This is a genomic window from Paenibacillus sp. KN14-4R (assembly GCF_052180255.1).
GTDB lineage: Bacteria > Bacillota > Bacilli > Paenibacillales > NBRC-103111 > Paenibacillus_AM.
Genome location: NZ_CP197466.1, coordinates 2786998 through 2809501, shown reverse-complemented (window position 1 = coordinate 2809501; position 22504 = coordinate 2786998). Strand labels below are relative to the sequence as shown.

Below are 22504 nucleotides of genomic sequence, written 5' to 3'. Positions count from 1 at the left end.
TGTACCATCCCCCAAGCCAGTATATCACATGCGAGTCGAGGTGGATGGTAATGGAAAGTGATTTTCATATAAAAAAAGCATATGAATCTTTGCTATTAAGCGATTTTGAAGCAGCAATTGATTGGTTTCACAAAGCGATTCAAAGTGATCCTCATAATGCTTCTTTGTATTACCGTCTGTCCATTACTTATTTTCGGAGTAATAAGTTAATGAAGGCAGGGCAGTATGCACATCAAGCTGCCCTGCTTGAACCTGATAATGAAGTGTACCGTCTGCATGTGGAGCGACTACAGGCACAAGAATTGGTAAAGCAAGCTCAATTAGGTTTAGATGGCAGCGCTGAATCTGCGTACACCGCAATTCTGCTTATCACACAGGCCTTAGAGTGGGACCCGCTATTATTCGAAGGTTACTTGCTGCTAGCTGAGGCGTATGTGGAACTGAATGATTATTATCCGGCGATAAATGCGATAAAAGAAGCATTGAAGCTCGAACCTGAACATGAGCTAGCGCAAGAGCTTCTTTATAATTACCAAGTACAATTATCTCAATATTTGGGACTCGATAGGAAGGAATCAGATAAAGATGAATAAGTGTATCAAAGTTGCAGTAGCAGGTGCCTATGGCAAAATGGGCCGTGAAGTTGTGAAGATGGTATTAAATGATCCAGAACTGGAATTGGTAGCAGCGATTAATCGTACTACAGAGGGGGAAGATGCTGGCGTTGCTGTAGGGATGAAGCCATGTGGTGTTACCGTTACGAAGGATCTGGAGTTAGCACTAGTTGAGAGTGGGGCGGATGTGCTTGTTGACTTCACATTGCCTCAATCCGCCGTGCTTCATACCGAAATTGCGATCAAGCATGGGGTTCGTCCAGTGGTTGGCACAACAGGATTTACACCTGAGCAGATCGAAGAGTTGGACAAGCTTTGTCATGAAAAAGGGATTGGTGGACTGATTGCTCCAAATTTCTCGATTGGTGCCATTCTCATGATGAAATTTGCTGCGCAAGCGGCTAAATATTTCCCACATGTTGAAATTATTGAGTATCACGGTGATCAGAAGTTGGATGCGCCTTCAGGTACCTCCATTAAAACAGCAGAAATCATTTCTCAAAACCGTGGTGAATTCCGTCAGGGCAATGTGAACGAAGAAGAGATAATTGATGGTGCTCGTGGTGCGTTATATGATGGTTTCCGTATACATAGTGTACGTCTTCCAGGCGTATTTGCCCAACAAGAAGTGATATTCGGTGCCCCGGGTCAAGCTTTGAAAATACGTAATGATTCCTATGAAAGATCGTCTTATATGCCAGGCGTGAGTGTTGCTTGTAAAAAGGTGATGACATACACTGGGATGATTTATGGGTTTGAGCATTTTGTTGAATAGGTTTACAATGGGGACAAGGCGTATAAGGCGCCCTCTGTCCTTTTTTTAGTGTTCGTTATCATAGGAGGAGCTACTGATGAATATTGCACTTATTGCTCATGATCGTAAGAAAGAAGAAATGATTGATTTTGCAATTGCTTACGAGAATGTGTTAGAGAAGCATACTTTGTTTGGTACAGGTACAACAGGTCTTCGTATTATGGAGAACACAGCATTAACGGTGAAGCGATTTATGTCAGGCCCACTTGGGGGAGATCAACAAATTGGTGCGTTAGTCGCTGAGAATAAAATGGATTTGATTATTTTCTTACGTGATCCATTAATGGCACAACCTCATGAACCAGATATTATTGCTTTATTGCGCCTTTGCGATGTGATAGGCGTTCCTGTTGCAACAAATTTAGCGACGGCTGAACTGTTAATTAAAGCGGTTGAACGTGGGGATTTAGCATGGAGAACGCTTGAAGATACTTATAAACCGGGTGAAATCTAATGACTGAGAAGTTGGATATTTTAATTTTTGGTGCGCATCCAGATGATGCTGAGATTGGTATGGGTGGCACGATTGCGAAGCATACAGCTTCGAATTATAAAGTAGGAATTTGTGATTTAACGTATGCAGAGATGTCATCGAATGGTACGGTGCAGTCACGGATTCAAGAGGCGGATGATGCTGCTACAATACTTAATTTGAGCATGAGATCGAATCTGGGCTTGCCTGATCGTGGCTTGCAATTGGTGCCTGAGCATATTGAAGCGGTGACTCGAGAGATTCGAAAGTACCGACCTTCTATTGTATTCGCCCCCTATTGGGAAGATCGTCATCCAGACCACATCATGTGTTCACGAATCGTTCAAGATGCGTTATTTAATGCAAAACTGCGCAAGTATGCACCAGATTTAGAAGCGTATCAAGTCCCAGAAGTGTATTTTTACTTCATTAATGATGTGCATGAAGCAGATGTAGTTGTAGATGTCTCGGCTTTTTATGAGCAAAAGCAGAATTCACTACGGGCTTATCAAACACAATTTAAGCCTGCAGGTTCAGGCAATGATTATGTTGCAACACCGCTTAATCAGAGCTATATAGAGCGCGTGGAAGCGAGAGATTATCTGCTTGGACAACAAGGTGGAGTTCGATTTGCAGAAGGTTTTGTGACGAAGCAGCCGCTGTTTCTTGATTACTTCGGATCAAGAGAGAAGGAATAATATGAGTCAATTTTTGAAAATAGGGATTACATGCTATCCGACACTTGGAGGTTCTGGTGTTGTAGCGACGGAGCTTGGCAAACTACTAGCGGAAAAAGGGCATGAAGTGCATTTTATTACGCATAGTATGCCGTTTCGGTTAGGGAAATTTGATAAAAATATTTTTTATCATGAAGTAGAAGTGTCTGACTATCATGTTTTTCGCTATCCGCCTTATGACTTATCTCTAGCGAGTAAGCTTGCGCAAGTTGCACAGATGCAAAATTTAGATTTGCTTCATGTCCATTATGCGATTCCGCATGCGGTATGTGCAATTCTGGCCAAACAGATGGTAGGAGATAAGCTTAAGGTTGTCACAACCCTTCATGGTACGGATATCACAGTGCTTGCGCAAGATCAATCGATCTCGGATTTGATTCGTTTTGCGATTAATAAAAGTGATGCGGTGACGGCTGTTTCTGCGGATTTAATTCGTGAGACAAGAGAATCACTTGCGATTGATCGAGATATTGATTTGGCTTATAACTTTGTTGATAAAAGAGTGTATTACCCGCGTGAAGTAAGTGAATTGCGTAAAAATTTCATTGACCCGGATGAAAAATTGCTCATACATATATCAAACTTCCGGCCTGTGAAGCGGGTTATGGACGTTGTTGAAATTTTTGCGAAGGTCCAACAGCAAGTGAAGAGTAAGCTTCTCTTCGTCGGTGAAGGTCCTGAATTGTCCAAAGTGAACAATCGGGTAAAGGAACTAGGCATTTCAGACCGTGTCATTTTTTGTGGGAAACAAGATGATGTAGCTGAAGTGATTTCACTTGCAGATGTCATGCTGCTCCCATCGGAGAAGGAAAGCTTTGGTCTTGTAGCACTTGAAGCGATGGCTTGTGGCGTTCCAACAATTGGATCGAATGCAGGTGGAATTCCAGAACTGATTACGCATGGGGATACTGGATTCTTAGCATCGATTGGAGATACGGACGCGATGGCAGGGTTTGCTGTCCGCTTATTAACAGATGAGGCACTGTATAAACGTGTGCGTGAAGCGTGTCTCTATCGTGCGAGACAAACGTTTTGTAATGATTATATCACGTTGCAATATGAAGAGATTTATTATCGGACTTTAGGACGTACGATGCCTCCGGAGCTGCGATTGTTGGAACCAGGAGATTGTCAATATAAAGGGAATTAGTTGAAATGAAGGATTGTGAATAGGATGCGGGCGTGGAATTTAGGGGCAACTGAAGCAGCGGGGAGACAAGTGCTTGCACAGCTTCATCAACACGGATATGAGGCTTTTTTTGTTGGTGGTTGTGTTCGTGATTCGCTGCTAGGTCGAACGGTGAAGGATATTGATATTGCAACCTCTGCGAAGCCAGAAGAAGTAATTGCTTGCTTCGAACGTACCGTCCCAACAGGACTGCAGCATGGTACAGTGACAGTTCTGATGGATCGACAGCCTTTTGAGGTGACGACATTTCGGACAGAATCGGAATATGTGGATTTTCGCAGACCGACAGAAGTTCAATACGTGACCTCTTTGGAAGCGGATCTGCAGCGGCGTGATTTCACGATGAATGCAATGGCAATGGGAATAGATGGGGAGTTAATTGATCCTTTTAATGGGCAAAAGGATATGGAAGCGAAGATTTTACGATGTGTCGGTAACCCAGTGGAACGTTTCGGTGAGGATGCGCTGCGATTACTGCGTTGTGTACGCTTTGCAGCAGGTTACCATTTGGACATCGAAGAGGAGACATGGCTTGCCTTGTGCGAGCAGGCTCCGCTTCTCAAACATATTGCGATGGAGCGGGTTCGCGCGGAACTAGAGCGTTTGGTGGAGGGCGAAGCACCCCACCGGGGATTGCAGCTCCTGCTGAGCAGTGAGCTGCTAGGTTACTTCAGGCAGGACATTGGCCTGCCTGTTCAATCCGCGTGGCGCACCCCTCTAGCCGAGGGTGCGCTAGCGAACCTCACCGCGCTGCACGCAGCCAGCGCGCGGTGGGCCCTCCTCCTCCTGCTAACGGAGGAGGGCCCGGCTGCCGCCCGCCATGCGATGCGGCAGCTTACCTTCGCCCGCGCAGCAGGCGAAGCAGTTGGCTCCGTCGTGGCATTGCACGACGAGGTGGTTGCCGCTGGTCTGGCGCAGCCGACCGGCGTTACGCCAGCGGCGGCGTTTAAGCTGGCCGCTGTAAGTTTCGGCAAGGAAGCTGCACAGCGATGGCTTGAGGCCATCGCCGTGTTGCACCGCGCCTCGCAGGCAGTGCCGTTTGCTCATGCCGCACAATTGGCATCTGCTGAGCCATCATCGCATTCACGTAACCATTCGCCTTCTCTCCTGCTCACTTTCCTGCAATCTGACGTTTGCGAGCTTCTTGTCACCCGTGGTGAAAAATGGCTCTTAGAGATGCCCTGCACGGAGCTTAGTGAGCTAGCCATTACAGGCAGCGATCTGATTCAGGCGACAGGATTAAAGGCAGGACCGTGGGTTGGACATACATTGTATGAGCTGCTTAATCGTGTTGCCTTAGGTGATCTGTCTAACAGTCATGCTGATCTACTAGCGGCAGCACTAGTGCATATCAAGGAAAAGAGTGAATAACATTGCTAGATACCATTTTACAAATATTCGAAGATAATAGAGGATCGTATGTCTCTGGCGAAGAGTTAAGCAAACAGCTAGGCTGCTCACGTACAGCAGTCTGGAAAGGCATACGTTCGCTTCGTGCTCAAGGCTATGTCTTTGAGGCATCTTCCCGTAGGGGTTACCGCCTAATTCAAGCACCTGCCAAATTAGACATTCCCGTATTTTTAAGTAAGCTAGAAACGCAGACACTAGGCAGAAGTCTCCACTATTATGACGAAGTGGATTCAACCCAGACAATCGCACAACAGAAGATTGCCGAAGGCGCTCCAGAAGGAACGTTAATTATTGCCGAGTCGCAAACGGCAGGACGCGGTAGAATGGGCCGTAAGTGGCATTCACCCAAGGGGAAAGGCATTTGGATGAGCTTGGTATTGAAACCGCAAATCCCGATTCACTTCGCCCCACAACTTACGCTGTTAACTGCAGTTGCATTGTGCCGAACGATCAGACGAGAATGTAACGTAGATATTGGCATTAAATGGCCGAATGATCTTCTGATCGATGGGAAGAAAGTATGTGGTATCCTGCTTGAATCGAGTGCAGAAGATGAACGAATTAAGCATATTATCTGTGGGATCGGAATTTCAGCTAATTTGTCGCTTGAAGATTATCCGCCTGAATTGCACGCTATTGCAACTTCATTAGCCATTGCGTCTGGAAAAGAGGTATCACGGGAATCGCTTATTGTTGCCATTCTTAAGGAATTGGAGCAGTTGTACCAGCTCTATCATGAGGAAGGCTTTGCTTCCATACGCTTGTTGTGGGAGGCACTGTCCGTCACCCTGCATCGACCGATCCAAGTTCATACGCCAAGAGGTGGAATTGTTGAGGGTATCGCATCAGGGATTGATGAATCAGGGGGACTTCGCATTGTTTCAACTCAAGGGGAAGAACTATGCGTGTTTTCAGGTGATGTGGAGTTATTTGGAAAAAGGGATGACACCCTTGCTCAATCTTGATATAATAGCGCTGTGAGGTGATATCCGGATTCGGAATTGCACTCCAAACAGCATTATTTTCATGTTTGTGTAACATTCAAAATGGAAATTGTATAAGTAGTATGTTGGATTCTGCTCTGAGCCGTTTGGACCGAGACAGAAAGGATCATATGATTCTTTTTACGTTAAGGCCTTTTAGCTCATGTCTAAAAGGCTTTTTTATTTGACTAACGAACGTTTCGGTTACCCAAAACTACTTTACACGCTGTACATTTGAACGAAAGTGGGTAATGATGACTATGGCAGTACGTAGACCAATAACGACATCGAAGATTTTGAAAATGAAGCAGGACCGTGAACCGATCACAGTCGTTACTGCATATGATTATCCATCAGCCTATTTAGTCGAACAAGCAGGCGTAGACATTATTCTAGTAGGGGATTCGCTTGGTAATGTCGTGCTCGGTTATGATTCAACTGTACCGGTAACTATTGATGACATGGTGTACCATACACGTGCTGTTACGCGCGCGGTAACAACAACTTTTGTTGTAACGGATATGCCATTCTTAACTTATCACGGTTCAATTGATGAAACATTACGCAATGCGGCACGCATCATGCAAGAAGGACTTGCGAAAGCGGTGAAAATGGAAGGTGGAGCAGAGATTGCACCAGCCGTACAAGCACTGACAAGTGCAGGTATTCCAGTCATGGGTCATCTTGGACTTACACCACAGTCCATTCACCAAATCGGCGGTTTCAAAGTGCAAGGCAAAAACTCTGCCCAGGCGCAGAAGATGCTTGCCGATGCAAAGGCAATTGAACAAGCAGGCGCATTTGCGATTGTACTTGAACTTGTAACGGAAGAACTTGCAGCTTGGATTACAGATCAATTAACGATTCCAACAATCGGTATTGGCGCAGGTCCAACTTGCGATGGTCAAGTTCTAGTCTATCACGACGTCTTGCAATACGGCCCTCCTAGCCAACCCAAGCGCTTCGTAAAGACGTATGCGAACATTGGGGAAATCGTGAAGAACGGAATTGCGGAATATGTAAAAGAGGTAAAAGAACGCAGCTTCCCAACTGAAGCACATGGTTTCCAAATGGATCAGGAACTCGCGCAAAAATTGTATGGCAGCGAGAATTAATAACAGACCAGCTTTTGGCTTAACATACGGAAATGGAGTCGGATGAAATGAAGGTTATTCGTAGCATTAGCGAATTACGAAATGAAATCAAGGGCAGACAACAAGAAGATCTTGTCGGTTTTGTACCTACAATGGGATATTTGCATGCGGGTCATGCATCTTTGCTCCAAAAGGCGAGAGTAGAATGTGCGATCGTCGTATTAAGTATTTTTGTGAATCCGATGCAATTCGGTCCGAATGAGGATTTTGATAAATATCCGCGGGATGAAGAACGGGATTTAATGCTTGCGAAGGATGCAGGTGTGGATATTGTTTTCTTACCACAGGTTGAGGAGATGTACCCACATCCATCGAAAACGCAAGTCATCGTGAGCGATATTACGACGAAATTATGCGGTGCATCGCGTCCTGTCCATTTTGCAGGTGTCACGACAGTGGTATCGAAATTGTTTCATATTATTCAACCAGATAAAGCTTATTTTGGCCTAAAGGATGCGCAGCAAGTAGCCGTAATTACACAAATGGTGGAAGATCTTAATATGCCAGTTGAAATTGTTCCATGTCCGATTCTTCGTGAAGAAGATGGGCTTGCGATGAGTTCTAGAAATGTATATCTAAGTGCGGAGCAGCGTAAAGAAGCGCTGGTCCTATCTCGTACATTGTTTGAAGCAGAGCAGTGGATCACAACCGACACTCCGGTTCTTACAGCAGATATTCGTGAGCGGATTATTAGTCGAATTTCAGCTTCACCGCTGGCAGAAATTGATTATGTAGAAATTTTGGGTTATCCGACTTTGCAGTCCATTGAACGTCTAGATATTCAAAATGAGGAACCTATTATTATTGCATTAGCCGTTAAATTCGGTGCAACAAGACTAATTGATAACATTATTATCTCCATTAAAAGGAAGTGAACACATGTTTAGAACAATGATGAAATCCAAGATTCATCGTGCAACTGTAACAGAAGCAAACCTGAACTACATCGGATCAATTACGATCGATGAAGATTTACTTGATTTAGTGGACATGCTCCCTAATGAAAAAGTGCAGATCGTGAATAATCATAACGGGGCACGTTTAGAGACATACATTATTCCAGGTCCTCGCGGATCAGGTGTTATTTGTTTAAATGGCGCAGCAGCACGATTAGTACAACCCGGCGATTCTGTCATTATTATTTCTTATGTGATGTTAACGGATGAAGCGGCGCGTTTGCATAAGCCAAAAGTTGCCTTTATGGGTGAAGGAAACAAAGTAACAAGTGTTCTTGCGGAAGAGACACATTCCACGATTTTTCCTGAGTAATCTCCGCATGAAAAGCATGATGTAAACAAACAATGAATGTATTCTTTCGAAGGCGGGATGCATATGTTCAAACATTTGTTTGCCACGATGAACGAAGTGCTTGATGAAATCGCGGAGCAGTATCCACATGTCGCCGGTTCCCAGAAAAAGCAGCTGGATGAGCAGATTGTTGTACTCAAAACGATGAGTGATGAGTTTATCGAGGACTGGCTTGCTTTTGAGGAAAAGCTGCGGAGTATTCCTTCGGATACTACAACAGCAAGTTCCAAGAAAGCTGTTAAGTCGACGCTGCCTGTGGCGAAAACTTGTGTAACTGCTTCGTCAGCCTCGCCTCCTGGGATGAAGCCTTTGTCTGATTTGGAAACTTCAATCAAACAATCAGACCAGTTCCGAGTTGCACAAGGCTATTACAAGTTATGCATGTACGATGAAGCAATTGGTCATTTTGAACGTTTATTGCAAAAGGAGCCAGATTTCCAATTAGGTCGTGCTTATTTGGCAATGGGGCAGCTGAGAAAAGGTAATATTGCCGAAGCCAACCATCATTTTCAACTACTTGCTCCATTGACCGATAACCCGACAATGAAGGCTATTTCTTACAATGTGATGGGCTGTATTCAATACGAAAAATGCAATGAAGACCAAGCTTATGAGTTTTTTAAAAAGGCTTATCGCAATGATCCGAAAGTCATGAGTCTCGATACGTAACTTTCCCTGTTCGCATTCCTAAATGGTGTCATTTCTGTTATGCTAGAGGAAGCAAGAAGAAGGGATTGAGTACGTAGCAATGAAATTCGCGGTAATTGACTTTGAAACAACCGGGAGTAGTACGGACGACGAAATTATTCAGGTTGGACTTGTTATTATAGATAAAGATCGCATTATTGACAGGTATACTTCCCTCGTTCAACCGGGGTGCAGTATACCTTCTTCTATTACAGAATTAACAGGAATTACGAATGAAATGGTGGCAGATGCACCGGAATTGTCTGATGTAATGGCTGAAATGTATCCGAAGCTATATGACTGTGTGCTTGTTGGGCATAACGTGTCATTTGATTTTGGTTTTTTACAGCGGGGTCTTAGCAAAGCGGGCTATTTTCCATTCTCAGGACGCGTTCTTGATACAATTGAACTGCTGAAGATTCTTTTTCCATCTCTAACCTCTTACCAGCTGTCTTTAGCCAGCAATACATTTGGTATTGAGCATGAACGTCCACATCAAGCCGATAGTGATGCTGAAGCAACAGCAGAAATTATGCTTCGTTGCTTGGAACGAATCGAAGATCTGCCGCTGATTACGATTCAAAGGCTGCATGCGATCTTTGAAGGTTATAATTCGAATGATCTGGGATGGTTTTTCAGTGATATTCGGGCGGCTCGCGAGATGCAAGCGGAGATCGACCCGAATGCCCAACAGTACTATCGAGGCTTTGCGATGAACGTCGGAGATTGGTCGGACCAGGAGAAGGCTGACAGAGATAAGGAGACCCTCCCTGAGACGTTCGAAGCCTTCTATGAGCAGTTGAAGACGAAGATGAGGGATAAGCTGGGCTTTGAAGTGCGACAGGCGCAGGAGACGATGATTACCGAGGTACATGATTCTTTAGAAAAGAATCGACACTTGATGATTGAAGCAGGAACAGGTACGGGTAAGTCGATGGGCTACTTGATTCCTGCGCTGTATTATGGCATAAAAAACGATAAGAAAATTGTTGTTTCTACACATACCATTAATTTACAAGAACAGCTGCGTGCTCGAGATATTCCAATGTTGTACAATTTGTTTGATTTACCTTTTGATACGGGTGTGTTAAAAGGGCGCAGCCACTATTTATGTTTACGTAAGTTTGAAGGTCGAGTCAACGCGGCGGATTGGGAACAAGCCAAAGAAGATTCTTTAACAGCAGCTCAGATGGTCGTATGGCTTAGTGATACACAGACGGGTGATGAGGAAGAATTACATTTGACCGGTCGTGGTACATTCTTCTGGCATTCAGTATCAAGTGATGCAGATTCTTGTTTGAATCGTCAATGTCCGTGGTTCCGTAAATGCTTCTATCATCGTGCACGTAATGAGGCGAATACTGCTGATCTGCTAATTACGAATCATTCCATGCTGTTCACGGATTTAAATGCGGAGCATCGTATTTTACCTGGTTATGAGCAATTAATTGTCGATGAGTCACATCATTTGGAAGAAGTGGCGAGCAGACACATGGGTAAGGAACTTCATTATTTAACACTTTTAAACAGTCTGCAGTGGATGTACAAAGATGCTCGTAGTGGACATTTTGCAACGTTACGGAGTAAGCTTGGGAAGCATCACGGCGATGATCGTGCAGAATTGTGGTGCCAGACACTAGATCGAATGTACGAGCATGTTATGGCGGTTAGAGAGCATTGGGATGTACTTTGTGATAAGTTATATGAAGTTGTCTCTACGGGTTCAAGTGATCCTGGCCAGAATGAATTAGGGCAGTATGTACTTCGGATTAAACAGGAAGAACTGCCGCAGGTATGGGCAGAATTGATGCCTTTAGAAGACAATGTATATCAAGAGCTGGGTCAGCTTATTAAAAGTGCTGAGAAGCTGATGAATGACTTTAAAGACCATGAAGATGAGTATGATTTGCAAAGTTTTTTAACAGATATGAATGGTTGTATCAAAGATCTTGGACATTGTCGCGAAAACGTAAGATTTTTCATGCACCAAAAGGACAAAAATTCGGTATACTGGTTAGAAGCGGGCTTGTTTGCTAAAAAAAGTTCCGTTCTTTTGAATTGTGTACCAACTGATGTGAGCAAGCTGTTACAAGAAAATCTTTTTGAGAAGAAAGAAAGTATTGTTATGACTTCTGCAACGTTAACAGTTGATAAGTCTTTTCAATATGTTAGTGAGCAGCTGGGATTTTCTCCTGATGTGGAGGAGGATGTGTTGAAGTCTGTTCAACTGCCTTCACCCTTTCAATATCGCCAACAAGCGCTTGTCTGTGTTCCACGTGATTTTCCAGCTATTAAGGGCCGAGCAGGAGAAGTTCTGTTTACTGAGAAGCTCGTTCACTCGTTAGCCGAAGTCGCGCTTGCAACTCAAGGGCGTATGCTTGTTTTGTTTACATCGAATCGAATGTTAAAGCAAGTGCACGGTGAATTAAAAGAGTTGCTTAAGCCTCACGGTATCGGTGTCCTTGGTCAAGGAGTTGACAGTGGTAACCGCAGTAAGCTCACACGTCTGTTTCAAGAAGGCAAAGCAAATGTTCTACTCGGTACAAGCTCATTCTGGGAAGGAGTTGACATTCCTGGCGATGCGTTAACCTGTTTAGCGATCGTTAGACTGCCGTTCCAACCCCCTAGTCATCCAGTGGTAGAGGCAAAATGCGAAAACTTGAAGAAGCAAAATAAAAATCCGTTTATGAAATTTTCTGTGCCGCAGGCTGTCATTCGTTTCAAACAAGGTTTTGGTCGATTGATACGAACTTCCAGTGATAAGGGAGTCGTAATCATTTATGACACACGAGTTATCGACACGCAGTATGGAAAAAACTTCCTGTATTCTTTGCCTGGTCCTAAAATTGAGTCGATGTCTACGTCCCAGATTGTGCCGAGAATTCAACAATGGATGGGAGAAAATATCTAATGAAATCAGTATTGAAAATATCTGATGCTGTTGTACGCAGACTTCCGATTTACTTGCGTTTTCTGAATGAATTGGCGAAAAATAATGTATTGACAGTTTCATCCCATGATTTAGGACAAAAGCTTGATTTGAACCCTGCGCAAATCCGCAAGGATTTAGCTTATTTTGGGGAATTTGGAAAAAAAGGGATCGGCTATGATGTTCTCTTTTTAATTGAAAAAATTCGTCAGATCTTGAAGTTAGATCGTCACATTGCAGTCGCACTTGTAGGGGCAGGTAACTTAGGCCGCGCTCTTTGCAATTATAATGCGTTCCTTAAAGATACAATGAAAATTGTAGCTGTATTCGATGCATCTGCTGATAAAGTAGGTAGCAACATTAACAATTTACCTGTAGAGCCGATGGAAGCGCTTGATTCATCAGTTAAAGAGAACGATATTCGAATTGGAATTATTACAGTTCCTTCACATGAAGCGCAAAATGTTGCCAATATGTTTGTAGATGCAGGTATTGACGCCATATTAAATTTTGCACCGATTAATATTAAGGTTCCATCCCACATCCGGGTACACAATGCAGACTTTACAACGGAATTACAGAGCTTGGCGTATTTCTTGGATTAAGGATGCTAAAGTACAAGTGAATAAAAAAAGCCCCTCAAATTGTTCCGGGTAGGAACGATTGAGGGGCTTTTGTATGAGTTATAACCAACCGAACATGATTTTGTATATAATAAACGCGAATATCATTGAGATCGGGATGGTAATGAGCCATGTCATAATCATCTTGATAACGGTTGCCCACTTCACTTCATGGAATCGGATAACACTCCCCGTTCCGATGATAGACGATGTAATGACTTGTGTTGTGGATAGTGGCATATTTAATAATGTTGAAGTCTGAATAACAGCAAATGATGTTAAGTCAGAAGCAAATCCGTTAATCGGTTCAATCTTGATCAGCTTGTTGGAAACCGTTTTGATAATTCTCCAACCACCAATGGATGTACCTAGACCGATTGCAAGTCCTGCTCCGATTTTAACCCATAGCGGAACTTCCAAATCGGTTGCATAGCCTGTTGACACTAGACCAAACACGATAATACCCATTGCTTTTTGTGCATCGTTTCCGCCGTGCGAGAATGACAATAAACCTGCGGAAATAATCTGAAAAGTGCGAAACACACGATTCATACGTGTACGCGATGCATTGCCTGTCCAAATAATGATGTATTTGAGTAAGGTCATAATAATGTAACCTGCTACAAAGGCAATAATTGGTGATAAAAGTAGAATCATAATGATTTTTTTAAAACCTTCAAAGTTCACAGCGCCAAATCCTGCTCCTGCGATAACCGCACCCGCTAGAGAGCCGATTAACGTATGAGAAGAGGAGGAAGGAATTCCGAAGTACCATGTAAGTAGATTCCACAAAATCGCTGAGATCAATGTTGCGATAATGATGTAGTGTCCATTTTCTACTGTAAAAGGATCCGCGATCGACCCACCGATCGTCTTAGCTACACCGGAGAAAATAATCGCTCCGACGAAATTAAGCGAAGCTGCGTATAGAATCGCAACTCGGGGAGTTAACGCTTTAGTGGATAACGATGTGGCAATCGCATTGGCCGTATCGTGAAATCCATTAATAAAGTCAAATAATAAGGAAAGAGCGACGATAATGATAAGTACCAATAAGTTATGGTCCATGAATTCCCTCCGAACTCGCTCTCCTAGGAGTAGCGAAGCACAACACTTTCAAGAATATTGGCTACATCTTCACATGCGTCCGTCGTTTGTTCAAGGCGCTCGTAGATCTCCTTCAACTTAAAATCCTCATATGGATCTTTTTTGTTTTGGAAAATTTGACGTATACCTTCACGCATCAGCTTGTCCCCTTCATTCTCAAGGGAATTGATTTGTACGGTATGTTCTGTAATTTGTAAATATTTCTTGCGGCCAAGCAATTTGAAAGCATCCAACATATGTTGGCAGGAAGATACGATGACCGCTGAGAAGTCTTGCATATATTTATCCGTAGTGGAGACTCCCAAGTAGTCAAAACGAGCGAGTGATGCTTCGATCCCATCGACAACATCATCAAGTTTTGAAGCAAGTTCGAGAATGTCCTCACGATCAATAGGTGTAATGAAAACTTTATTTAATCCTTTGAAAATTTCGTGAGTAATGCTATCACCGTTGTTTTCTAATTCTTTAAGCTGGGGGAAAAAATCAGATGGTGGGGCTTCACCCATCATCGCTTTACGAAATACATGTGCAGCATCAAGATTATTCTCCGCGGCCTTAATTAGCAGGTTGAGAAAATCAACCTCACCTTTTCTTGTAAACAGCATGGTCTCAAGAACCTCCTTCATAAAATAAAAAGTGTGCGTCACAGTGTTTTGTCTCTTTATGTAGAAAAATCTCTCCAACTCACAGACTATAAAATATCACAATAAACCAAAGGAAAGCAACGGCGATTTCTTGATTTTCTATTTTTGAAGATGTACAGTTAAATGAAGTAACCAAATTGTAGTAAAGGATTTGAATAATATGGATAAAAAAATTGTAATTGATGGCATTTTTGTGACATCCAATCCAATAAACCCAATTGTCAAAGGCTGTATGGTGATTGAAAATAACCTTATTACTTATCTAGGTGAGGATATCCCAGAGCCACTTGAACAATATGATGAAGTAATATCTGGAAAGAACAAACTATACATGCCAGGTCTTGTAAACACACATGGGCATGCTGCTATGTCACTGTTACGTGGATACGGCGATGATTTAGCTTTACAGGTGTGGCTGCAAGAGAAGATGTGGCCAATGGAAGCTAAATTTACTTCTAAGGATGTCCATTGGGGCACTTCCCTATCCATACTTGAGATGTTGAAGGGTGGCACGACAACTTTTGTTGATATGTATGATCATATGGACCAAGTTGCGCAAGCTGTGGAACAATCAGGAATAAGAGGCTGCTTGACTCGTGGTGTAATTGGCTTATGTCCAACTGAGGTGCAAGATCAGAAGTTGAAGGAAGCAGCGAAATTCGCTGTAGATTGGAACGGGAAAGCGAATGGTCGTATCACAACAATGATCGCGCCACATGCTCCATATACATGTCCTCCGGACTATATCGAGAAACTTGTGGCTGTTTCTCAAGATTTAAACTTACCGATTCATACGCATATGTCTGAAACGCTTCGTGAAGTGGAGCAGAACGTGGCTGATTATGGTTTGCGTCCAGTTGCGCATTTAGAAAAACTTGGTGTATTCAATCGTCCAACGTTACTTGCGCACGCCGTACATTTAACAGACGAAGAAATTGCTATACTCGCGAAGTACGATGTGCGTGTGTCTCACAACCCAGGTAGTAATTTGAAACTTGCATCGGGTGTTGCGCGTGTGCCGGAACTTTTAGCTGCTGGTGTGAAAGTATCTTTAGGTACTGATGGTGCTGCATCGAATAATAATCTGGATATGTTCGAGGAAATGCGTCTTGCTGCATTAATTCATAAAGGGGTGTCGGGTGACCCAGTTGCTGTTCCTGCAACAGAGGCATTGATGATGGGTACACACATAGGTGCAGCGTCCATCTGGTTAAATGATGTGGGTCAGCTCCAGGTAGGCAAGAAAGCCGATATCGTCGCTCTTGATCTGGATCAGCCGCATTTCTTACCGCGTACAGATTATATCTCTCATATTGTTTACTCCGCTTCCGCGCATGACGTAGTTGACGTTATGGTCGATGGTCAATGGTTAATTCGTAATCGTGAATGCTTGACGATTGATGAGGAAAAAGTGAAACGTGAGTTTGAGCTTTGTTTTGAAAGGTTGACTCAATAAGATGTCTAGAGTAAAAAAGACGGTCTTTATTTCAGTTATCGTACTCGTAACATTGGTTGTTATTATGTATTTCTTCTACACACGTGTTCAGCAAAATCACTTTACGGATTTGTCTCAAGCGGTTCAAACGGCTTATGAGAAGACAACCATGGTGACCGCAACACGAGCAGAGCCCTCCTATGGGGACGATGCGTACAACATCGTGTTCGGAGATGATAAACTAGGTCATCCTCTTATCGCTTGGGTTTCAACTCAAGGTGTGCATACCGAATTTGCAGATAACATTTTCTCAGAAAAGCAAGTGAGAGCAAAGATGCTTGAAAAAGGGGCGAGTATTAACATTCTGCGAATACTGCCTAATAAACTTCAGGGACAATACGTATGGGAAGTGTTCTACAAGCAAGCGATTCCGAATGAGAGCGATAAATACTTTTATGATTACTATAAAATCACCGACGGCTCACTCGTCGACACGTACAGGCTCAGTCTTCAATAGACTGGGCTTTTTTTATCTTTAGGTTAATCTTTTTCCACTGTTTTCATTCGATTTGGATGTATCAAACATGATATACTCGAATCTATCAGGACATCTATACTAGATGTAGATATATTCCAGAAAGGAGGACGTTTCCTTGCGAAAATTACGTCCGCTACCGATTGTAATTAGCAGTGTATGTGCAGCTGCAGTCTTGTTCGGAGGGTGGTTTTCTTATCAGACACTAGCCTTGGAATCGCCTCTTCGAGAAATTATTACTGAACAACATGCAGTAGAAACTGCTGATATAAAACTTACTAATTCCTCATTGGATTTAGAATTACAATTAAATAAAGAGGCTAACGTTCGTGAAATTGTCCAGCACATCTATCAAGACGGAGCTTCGATTATTGGAAAACGTCCTGTCAATCTTAAAGTAAACGGTCATTCCTCACCAGAACTTGAAACTTGGTGGTCGAATGCATTGTTTGATGTGGCAGGAGCAATGGAAAATAAGATGTACAGCAGTATCCCTGATTCACTTCAGAAGCGTGCTGCAGCATTAGATGGTCTTCAAGTGAAAACAGAAATGGATGATCAGTATATGTATGTCACATTAATTTGGGGTGACGCGTCTAAATTCATCCTTTTACCGCGTACACCAGCGAAGGTAGGAGCGTGGCCGAATGCTTAAGTGGAAAACTGAAATTTTACTTGGGATCATTCCAGTACTGCTCTTGTTTGTTGCTTTTATGGGCGTAGATTATTTGCCAATTGTTATGATTGGAGTTCTATTGATTGTGGCATGGTTTGTCGTTCGTATGCAGCGAAGTGGAGGCGCCATTGGGGCAACTGGGGGCAGCTCATCTCGTAAAGGGACGAACCCAAAGCCGAGCTTCCTAGATTTTAATCAAATTGGTGGTCAAGACCAAGCCAAGGCCGAATTGATGGAAGCACTAGATTTTCTCATTAAAAAAGAACAGATTGCCAAGCTTGGTATACGCCCAATCAAAGGCATACTTTTGACAGGGCCACCAGGAACAGGAAAGACATTGCTTGCGAAAGCTTCAGCACACTATACAAATGCGGTGTTTAGTTCAGCATCAGGCAGTGAGTTTGTTGAAATGTACGTTGGTGTAGGTGCAAGCCGAATTAGGGATTTATTTAAAGAAGCGCGGATGAAAGCGCAAAAAGAAAATAAGCAAAATGCCATTATTTTTATTGATGAGATTGATGTCATAGGCGGTAAGCGTGAAGGTGGTCAGCAGCGAGAATATGACCAGACGTTAAATCAATTACTGACAGAGATGGATGGTATTCATACAACGGAAGAGCCGCGTATTTTAATTGTTGCGGCAACGAACCGTAAGGAAATGCTCGACTCCGCACTGCTGCGTCCAGGTCGATTTGATCGTCATATTGAAGTGGATTTACCAGATAAAAAGGGTCGAATGTCCATTTTGGACATTCATGCACGTAACAAACCACTTCGAGGCGATGTGAATATGGAGATTATTGCGGAGCAGACTTTTGGTTTTTCAGGTGCGCAGCTTGAGAGTGTGCTGAATGAAGCAGCTATTTATGCCATGCGGACAAATGAAGACAGGCTCACGCAGAAGCATCTTGCTTTAGCGATTGATAAGGTCATGATGGGAGAAAAGACCGATCGTGAGACGAATCAGGAGGAGAAAGTGCGTGTGGCTTATCACGAGCTCGGACATGCTATTGTAGCCGAGGTTGTACGTGAAGGTTCAGTGTCACAGGTCTCTCTATGTCCAAGGGGCAAGGCGCTGGGTTATGTACGTCATAACCCGCCTGCAGATCATTATTTATACACGAAATCATATATTGAAGACCAGATTATGATTGCTCTTGGTGGAGCGGCTGCAGAAGAAATTTTTTATGGCGCTCGTAGTACAGGGTCACGTAATGACTTTGAAAAGGCGATGGAGCTTGTTCGTATGTTGGTAGGTTCTGGACTTACAAATTTAGGAATCGTGGATATAGAAATGGTGCCGAAGAAAGAATTGATGAATGAGAATAATGCGATACTGAATGCGCTAATGCAGCGAACGAAGCAGCTGCTAGATAACTATAAGCCTGTTTTTGAACAGAGCTTAGATGTGTTGATGACAGAAGAAACATTGTCTGGTGAGCAATTCCGCATCATGCTTAAGCAGATCGCTTCATAAAGACCTTTGTACTTGCAGGTTGATTCATTTCGTTGTATGATTGATTGTCTGAGGAACAAAAATCATGCATATGAGAACTCAGAACCCCTTTCACAGGCGGTTCTCTTTTTGCTTGTGATTTTGCTCACATTTGAAGGGTGAGCACTGGTATATAATATAAATTGGAAAAAACCATTTATTGTGTATACTACAGTTAGTACAATTAATGCAAAATTATTGCAGATTTGCGAAAAGGAGACACATCATGAGTCAGTTTAAAAAGATCGGCGTCATTGGTGGCGGTACCATGGGTCAAGGTATTGCTGAAATGCTTGCAAAAAAAGGTTTGGATGTCATTCTGGTTGAAAAAACTGAAGAACAATTACAAACTTCTTTGGAACTTATCGCAGGAAATTTAGATAAGCAGTTGGAGAAATGGGCAATTACGGAAGCAGAGAAAAAGCTCATTTTAGCTAAAATACATGGCACTGCGGATTTGAATGAAGTTTCAACATGTGAAATGATCATTGAAACAGTATCTGAAGAACTTGAAGCGAAGAAAGCAGTGTTCCGCGAGTTGGATAAGATTTGTCCTGCTGATGTTATTCTATCGAGTAACACGTCTACACTTAGCTTGACAGAGTTAGCGGCAGTTACGAATTCACCTGAACGTGTGATTGGTGTTCACTTTGTACACCCCGTTTCCAAAATTGATCTTGTTGAAATTATCCGGGGGATTAAAACCTCTGATGCAACATATAAAGCAACACATGAATTTGTACAAAGTACGATTGAAAAACATGGCATTCAAGTATTCGAATCTCCTGGATTCGTTACTTCGCGTCTGATTTGTCTATTAATTAACGAAGCAATGGTAACTCTTTCTGAAGGTGTTGCATCTGCAGAAGAAATTGATATGGCAATGAAGATTGGTTATGAATTCCGTTCAGGTCCACTTGAGATGGCGGATCGTTTTGGTTTGGATTCTGTTCTTGCAGCGCTTGAGCGCATGTTCCGTGAGTTCGGCGAATTGAAATATCGCCCTTCGTTCTTACTCAAACAAATGGTTTACTCCGGACAGCTAGGTGTAAAAACAGGCCAAGGTTTCTTCCAATACAACAAGGATGGTGAACGGATTTGAATATCTTAGTCATTAATGCGGGAAGTTCCTCGCTTAAATATCAAGTTTACAATATGGATAATGAAGAAGTACTGGCTAAAGGTCGTGTAGAGCGTATTGGTATGGACACGGCTATTCTGACTCACGAGCCAGAAGGTAAGCCAGAAGTACGTGAGGTCACACCTATTCTCGAGCATACAACTGCGATTCGTAAGGTTCTGGATATGCTCGTTCATGCTCAGCATGGTGTATTCAAGAGCACAAGCGAGATTGATGCTGTTGGACACCGCATTGTACATGGCGGGGCTTTCTTCTCGGGCTCTGTTCTTGTAACAGATGAAGTGAAGAAGAATATTAAGAGTTTGTTCGATCTCGCACCTCTTCATAACCCAGCAAGTATGCTAGGTATCGCTGCGGCAGAAGTGAACATGCCGGGTCTTCCTAACGTCGTGGTATTCGATACTGCGTTCCATCAAACAATGGATCCAGTGGCATTCCGTTATGCGATTCCAAATGTGCTGTATCGTAAGCACCGTATTCGTCGTTACGGATTCCACGGTACATCTCACCAATATGTAAGTGAGCGTGCAGCGAAGTTTATCGGCCGTCCGCTTGAAGAGCTTAAGATTATCACTTGCCACATAGGTAACGGTGCCTCTTGTACAGCGATTCTTAACGGTAAATCTGTTGATACATCCATGGGTATGACGCCGCTTGAAGGTTTGATGATGGGAACACGTTCAGGTGACCTTGACCCTGCAGTCGTTCCTTTTGCAATGGAAAAAGAAGATCTTACACTAACGGAAGTAAACTTCATGCTTAACAAGCACAGTGGTCTGCAAGCGATCTCTGGCGGTTCCAGCGACATGCGTGAAGTAGAAGAAGCGATGGAAGCTGGTGACAACAATGCGAAGCTTGCATTCGATATGTTCACTTACCGTATTCGTAAATACATCGGTGCTTATGCAGCAGCGCTTGATGGCGTAGATGCAATCGTGTTTACAGCTGGTGTGGGTGAGAACTCAGTTACAGTTCGTGAAGCGGTATGCTCCAAGCTTAACTTCTTAGGCGTTGAGCTTGACCAAGAACGTAATAAAACAGGTCGTGGTTTCGAGAAACGTATCTCTACGGATTCTTCTAAAGTTGAAGTACTCGTTATTCCAACAAACGAAGAGTTCGTTATTGCTAACGATACGTACCGAATCGTTGCTCAGAAGTAAAAACCATATCGCGCGTACGCATGACGTATGCGCGATTTTGTTGTACAATAGGTGGGATAAATGGCATTACAGCCTGAGGAGGCATTTAGAATTATGAGCGTGAAATGTATGATTCGCGACGTAAAAGATTATGTTGGACAAACAGTTCGCATTGGAGCTTGGTTGCACAACAAACGTTCCAGCGGCAAAATTCAATTTTTACAGCTTAGAGACGGTTCTGGGTATATCCAGGGAGTTGTTGTAAAAAGTGAAGTGAGCGAAGAAGTATGGAATGATGCATCTAAGCTAACTCAAGAGAGCTCCTTGTATGTGACAGGTGTTGTCAGAGAGGACAGCCGTAGTAAATTTGGCTACGAACTTACTGTTACGGGTGTTGAAATTATTCAGATTACACAGGACTATCCAATCACACCTAAAGAACATGGCGTTGACTTTTTAATGGATCACCGTCATTTATGGATTCGTGCACCGCGCCAGCGTGCAATTCTATCTGTTCGTGCTGAAATTATTCGCGCGATTCAGCAATTTTTTGACCAGCGTGGATTTAACTTGGTGGACCCACCAATTCTTACACCTTCCTCTTGTGAAGGAACAACGAATTTGTTCCACACGAAGTATTTTGAAGAAGATGCATTCTTGACACAAAGTGGTCAGCTTTATATGGAAGCTGCTGCAATGGCACTAGGGAAAGTATATTCCTTCGGTCCAACATTCCGTGCAGAGAAATCCAAGACTCGTCGTCACTTGATCGAGTTCTGGATGATCGAGCCAGAGATGGCATTCGTGGATCATGAAGAAAATCTTCGTGTACAAGAAGAGTTCGTTTCCTATGTTGTGCAATCGGTATTAAAAAATTGTGCAGCAGAGCTTGAAACCCTTGGTCGTGATGTATCTAAGCTTGAGAAATGTGTGGCTCCATTCCCTCGTATTAGCTATGATGATGCAGTTAAGTTCCTACAAGATAAAGGCTTTGAGTTTACATGGGGTGAAGATTTCGGTGCACCGCATGAAACAGCTATCGCTGAAAGCTATGACACACCGGTGTTCATTACGAACTACCCGACTGAGATTAAAGCTTTCTACATGAAGCCAGATCCGAATCGTCCAGAAGTTGTGCTATGTGCAGATATGATCGCGCCTGAAGGTTATGGCGAGATTATTGGCGGCAGCCAGCGTATTGACGATCCAGAACTAATGGAGCAGCGTTTTGCTGAGCATGAGTTGTCTTCCGAGGCATACCAATGGTACATGGACCTACGTAAGTACGGTACAGTGCCTCACTCTGGTTTCGGTCTTGGACTTGAGCGTACAGTATCTTGGATTTGCGGTCTTGATCATGTGCGTGAGACGATTGCATTCCCACGTACTTTGTATCGCTTGTATCCGTAAGT

The 22504-nt window shown here is 43.2% G+C and carries 22 protein-coding genes; 20 read left to right on the top strand and 2 right to left on the bottom strand.

Translation table 11 applies throughout. The features are described from left to right. Positions 1 to 50: 50 nt before the first annotated feature. The 13 genes from ACSBOP_RS13615 to ACSBOP_RS13555 all read left to right on the top strand — a co-directional run bounded on the left by ACSBOP_RS13615 (position 51) and on the right by ACSBOP_RS13555 (position 12902). Positions 51 to 593: a tetratricopeptide repeat protein gene (locus ACSBOP_RS13615; RefSeq protein ID WP_442601075.1), complete on the top strand. Its 543-nt coding sequence runs from the start codon at positions 51 to 53 to the stop codon at positions 591 to 593. Continuing rightward, entirely contained in the window at positions 586 to 1389 is an 804-nt protein-coding gene (dapB, locus tag ACSBOP_RS13610; RefSeq protein ID WP_442601074.1) for a 4-hydroxy-tetrahydrodipicolinate reductase, read from the top strand. The genes ACSBOP_RS13615 and dapB overlap by 8 nt, the downstream gene beginning before the upstream one ends. A gap of 76 nt (positions 1390 to 1465) precedes the next feature. Next, positions 1466 to 1882, top strand: a complete 417-nt coding sequence (locus tag ACSBOP_RS13605; RefSeq protein WP_442601073.1) for a methylglyoxal synthase — start codon at positions 1466 to 1468, stop codon at positions 1880 to 1882. Then, positions 1882 to 2598 (top strand): bacillithiol biosynthesis deacetylase BshB1, encoded by a 717-nt coding sequence (bshB1, locus tag ACSBOP_RS13600; RefSeq protein WP_442601072.1) that lies wholly within the window; start codon positions 1882 to 1884, stop codon positions 2596 to 2598. Before ACSBOP_RS13605 ends, bshB1 begins: the two co-directional genes overlap by 1 nt. Position 2599: 1 nt before the next feature. After that, the gene (bshA, locus tag ACSBOP_RS13595; RefSeq protein ID WP_442601071.1) at positions 2600 to 3787 is read left to right on the top strand and encodes an N-acetyl-alpha-D-glucosaminyl L-malate synthase BshA; all 1188 of its coding nucleotides are present in this window, start codon (positions 2600 to 2602) and stop codon (positions 3785 to 3787) included. Between the two features lie 24 nt (positions 3788 to 3811). Continuing rightward, the gene (locus ACSBOP_RS13590) at positions 3812 to 5197 is read left to right on the top strand and encodes a CCA tRNA nucleotidyltransferase (protein ID WP_442601070.1); all 1386 of its coding nucleotides are present in this window, start codon (positions 3812 to 3814) and stop codon (positions 5195 to 5197) included. 2 nt (positions 5198 to 5199) lie between these two features. Continuing rightward, positions 5200 to 6201 carry a biotin--[acetyl-CoA-carboxylase] ligase gene (locus ACSBOP_RS13585; protein WP_442601069.1) on the top strand — a complete coding sequence of 334 codons (1002 nt, stop codon included), beginning with the start codon at positions 5200 to 5202 and terminating at the stop codon, positions 6199 to 6201. Positions 6202 to 6479: 278 nt separating this feature from the next. Further along, positions 6480 to 7334 (top strand): 3-methyl-2-oxobutanoate hydroxymethyltransferase, encoded by an 855-nt coding sequence (gene panB, locus ACSBOP_RS13580; protein WP_442601068.1) that lies wholly within the window; start codon positions 6480 to 6482, stop codon positions 7332 to 7334. A 47-nt stretch (positions 7335 to 7381) separates the two neighbouring features. Then, the gene (gene panC / locus ACSBOP_RS13575) at positions 7382 to 8248 is read left to right on the top strand and encodes a pantoate--beta-alanine ligase (RefSeq protein ID WP_442601067.1); all 867 of its coding nucleotides are present in this window, start codon (positions 7382 to 7384) and stop codon (positions 8246 to 8248) included. Positions 8249 to 8252: 4 nt separating this feature from the next. After that, positions 8253 to 8642, top strand: a complete 390-nt coding sequence (gene panD, locus ACSBOP_RS13570) for an aspartate 1-decarboxylase (RefSeq protein WP_442601066.1) — start codon at positions 8253 to 8255, stop codon at positions 8640 to 8642. Positions 8643 to 8705: 63 nt separating this feature from the next. Further along, a complete protein-coding gene (locus ACSBOP_RS13565; protein ID WP_442601065.1) occupies positions 8706 to 9350 on the top strand; it encodes a tetratricopeptide repeat protein in 645 nt (214 codons plus the stop codon). Between the two features lie 79 nt (positions 9351 to 9429). Beyond that, positions 9430 to 12279, top strand: coding sequence for an ATP-dependent DNA helicase DinG (gene dinG, locus ACSBOP_RS13560; RefSeq protein ID WP_442601064.1), 2850 nt, complete (start codon positions 9430 to 9432; stop codon positions 12277 to 12279). Beyond that, positions 12279 to 12902 carry a redox-sensing transcriptional repressor Rex gene (locus ACSBOP_RS13555; protein ID WP_442601063.1) on the top strand — a complete coding sequence of 208 codons (624 nt, stop codon included), beginning with the start codon at positions 12279 to 12281 and terminating at the stop codon, positions 12900 to 12902. Before dinG ends, ACSBOP_RS13555 begins: the two co-directional genes overlap by 1 nt. A 78-nt stretch (positions 12903 to 12980) precedes the next feature. Here the strand turns inward: ACSBOP_RS13555 and ACSBOP_RS13550 are convergent, their stop codons facing one another. Together ACSBOP_RS13550 and ACSBOP_RS13545 are read right to left on the bottom strand one after the other, a co-directional pair. After that, positions 12981 to 13988, bottom strand: a complete 1008-nt coding sequence (locus tag ACSBOP_RS13550) for an anion permease (RefSeq protein WP_442601062.1) — start codon at positions 13986 to 13988, stop codon at positions 12981 to 12983. Between the two features lie 23 nt (positions 13989 to 14011). Next, entirely contained in the window at positions 14012 to 14632 is a 621-nt protein-coding gene (locus ACSBOP_RS13545; protein ID WP_442601061.1) for a DUF47 domain-containing protein, read from the bottom strand. 199 nt (positions 14633 to 14831) lie between these two features. Between ACSBOP_RS13545 and ACSBOP_RS13540 the strand changes: the two genes are divergently transcribed. From ACSBOP_RS13540 to asnS, 7 genes are all read left to right on the top strand, one after another. Further along, a complete protein-coding gene (locus ACSBOP_RS13540; RefSeq protein WP_442601060.1) occupies positions 14832 to 16127 on the top strand; it encodes an amidohydrolase in 1296 nt (431 codons plus the stop codon). Position 16128: 1 nt separating this feature from the next. Continuing rightward, positions 16129 to 16623 carry a cell wall elongation regulator TseB-like domain-containing protein gene (locus ACSBOP_RS13535; protein WP_442601059.1) on the top strand — a complete coding sequence of 165 codons (495 nt, stop codon included), beginning with the start codon at positions 16129 to 16131 and terminating at the stop codon, positions 16621 to 16623. Positions 16624 to 16759: 136 nt separating this feature from the next. Then, positions 16760 to 17296, top strand: coding sequence for a hypothetical protein (locus tag ACSBOP_RS13530; RefSeq protein ID WP_442601058.1), 537 nt, complete (start codon positions 16760 to 16762; stop codon positions 17294 to 17296). Continuing rightward, complete coding sequence (locus ACSBOP_RS13525) at positions 17289 to 18794, top strand: AAA family ATPase (protein WP_442601057.1); 1506 nt, start codon at positions 17289 to 17291, stop codon at positions 18792 to 18794. The genes ACSBOP_RS13530 and ACSBOP_RS13525 overlap by 8 nt, the downstream gene beginning before the upstream one ends. A 244-nt stretch (positions 18795 to 19038) precedes the next feature. Further along, a complete protein-coding gene (locus ACSBOP_RS13520; protein ID WP_442601056.1) occupies positions 19039 to 19914 on the top strand; it encodes a 3-hydroxyacyl-CoA dehydrogenase family protein in 876 nt (291 codons plus the stop codon). Next, positions 19911 to 21113 carry an acetate/propionate family kinase gene (locus ACSBOP_RS13515; RefSeq protein ID WP_442601055.1) on the top strand — a complete coding sequence of 401 codons (1203 nt, stop codon included), beginning with the start codon at positions 19911 to 19913 and terminating at the stop codon, positions 21111 to 21113. The genes ACSBOP_RS13520 and ACSBOP_RS13515 overlap by 4 nt, the downstream gene beginning before the upstream one ends. A 93-nt stretch (positions 21114 to 21206) precedes the next feature. Further along, complete coding sequence (asnS, locus tag ACSBOP_RS13510; RefSeq protein WP_442601054.1) at positions 21207 to 22502, top strand: asparagine--tRNA ligase; 1296 nt, start codon at positions 21207 to 21209, stop codon at positions 22500 to 22502. Positions 22503 to 22504 lie beyond the last annotated feature (2 nt).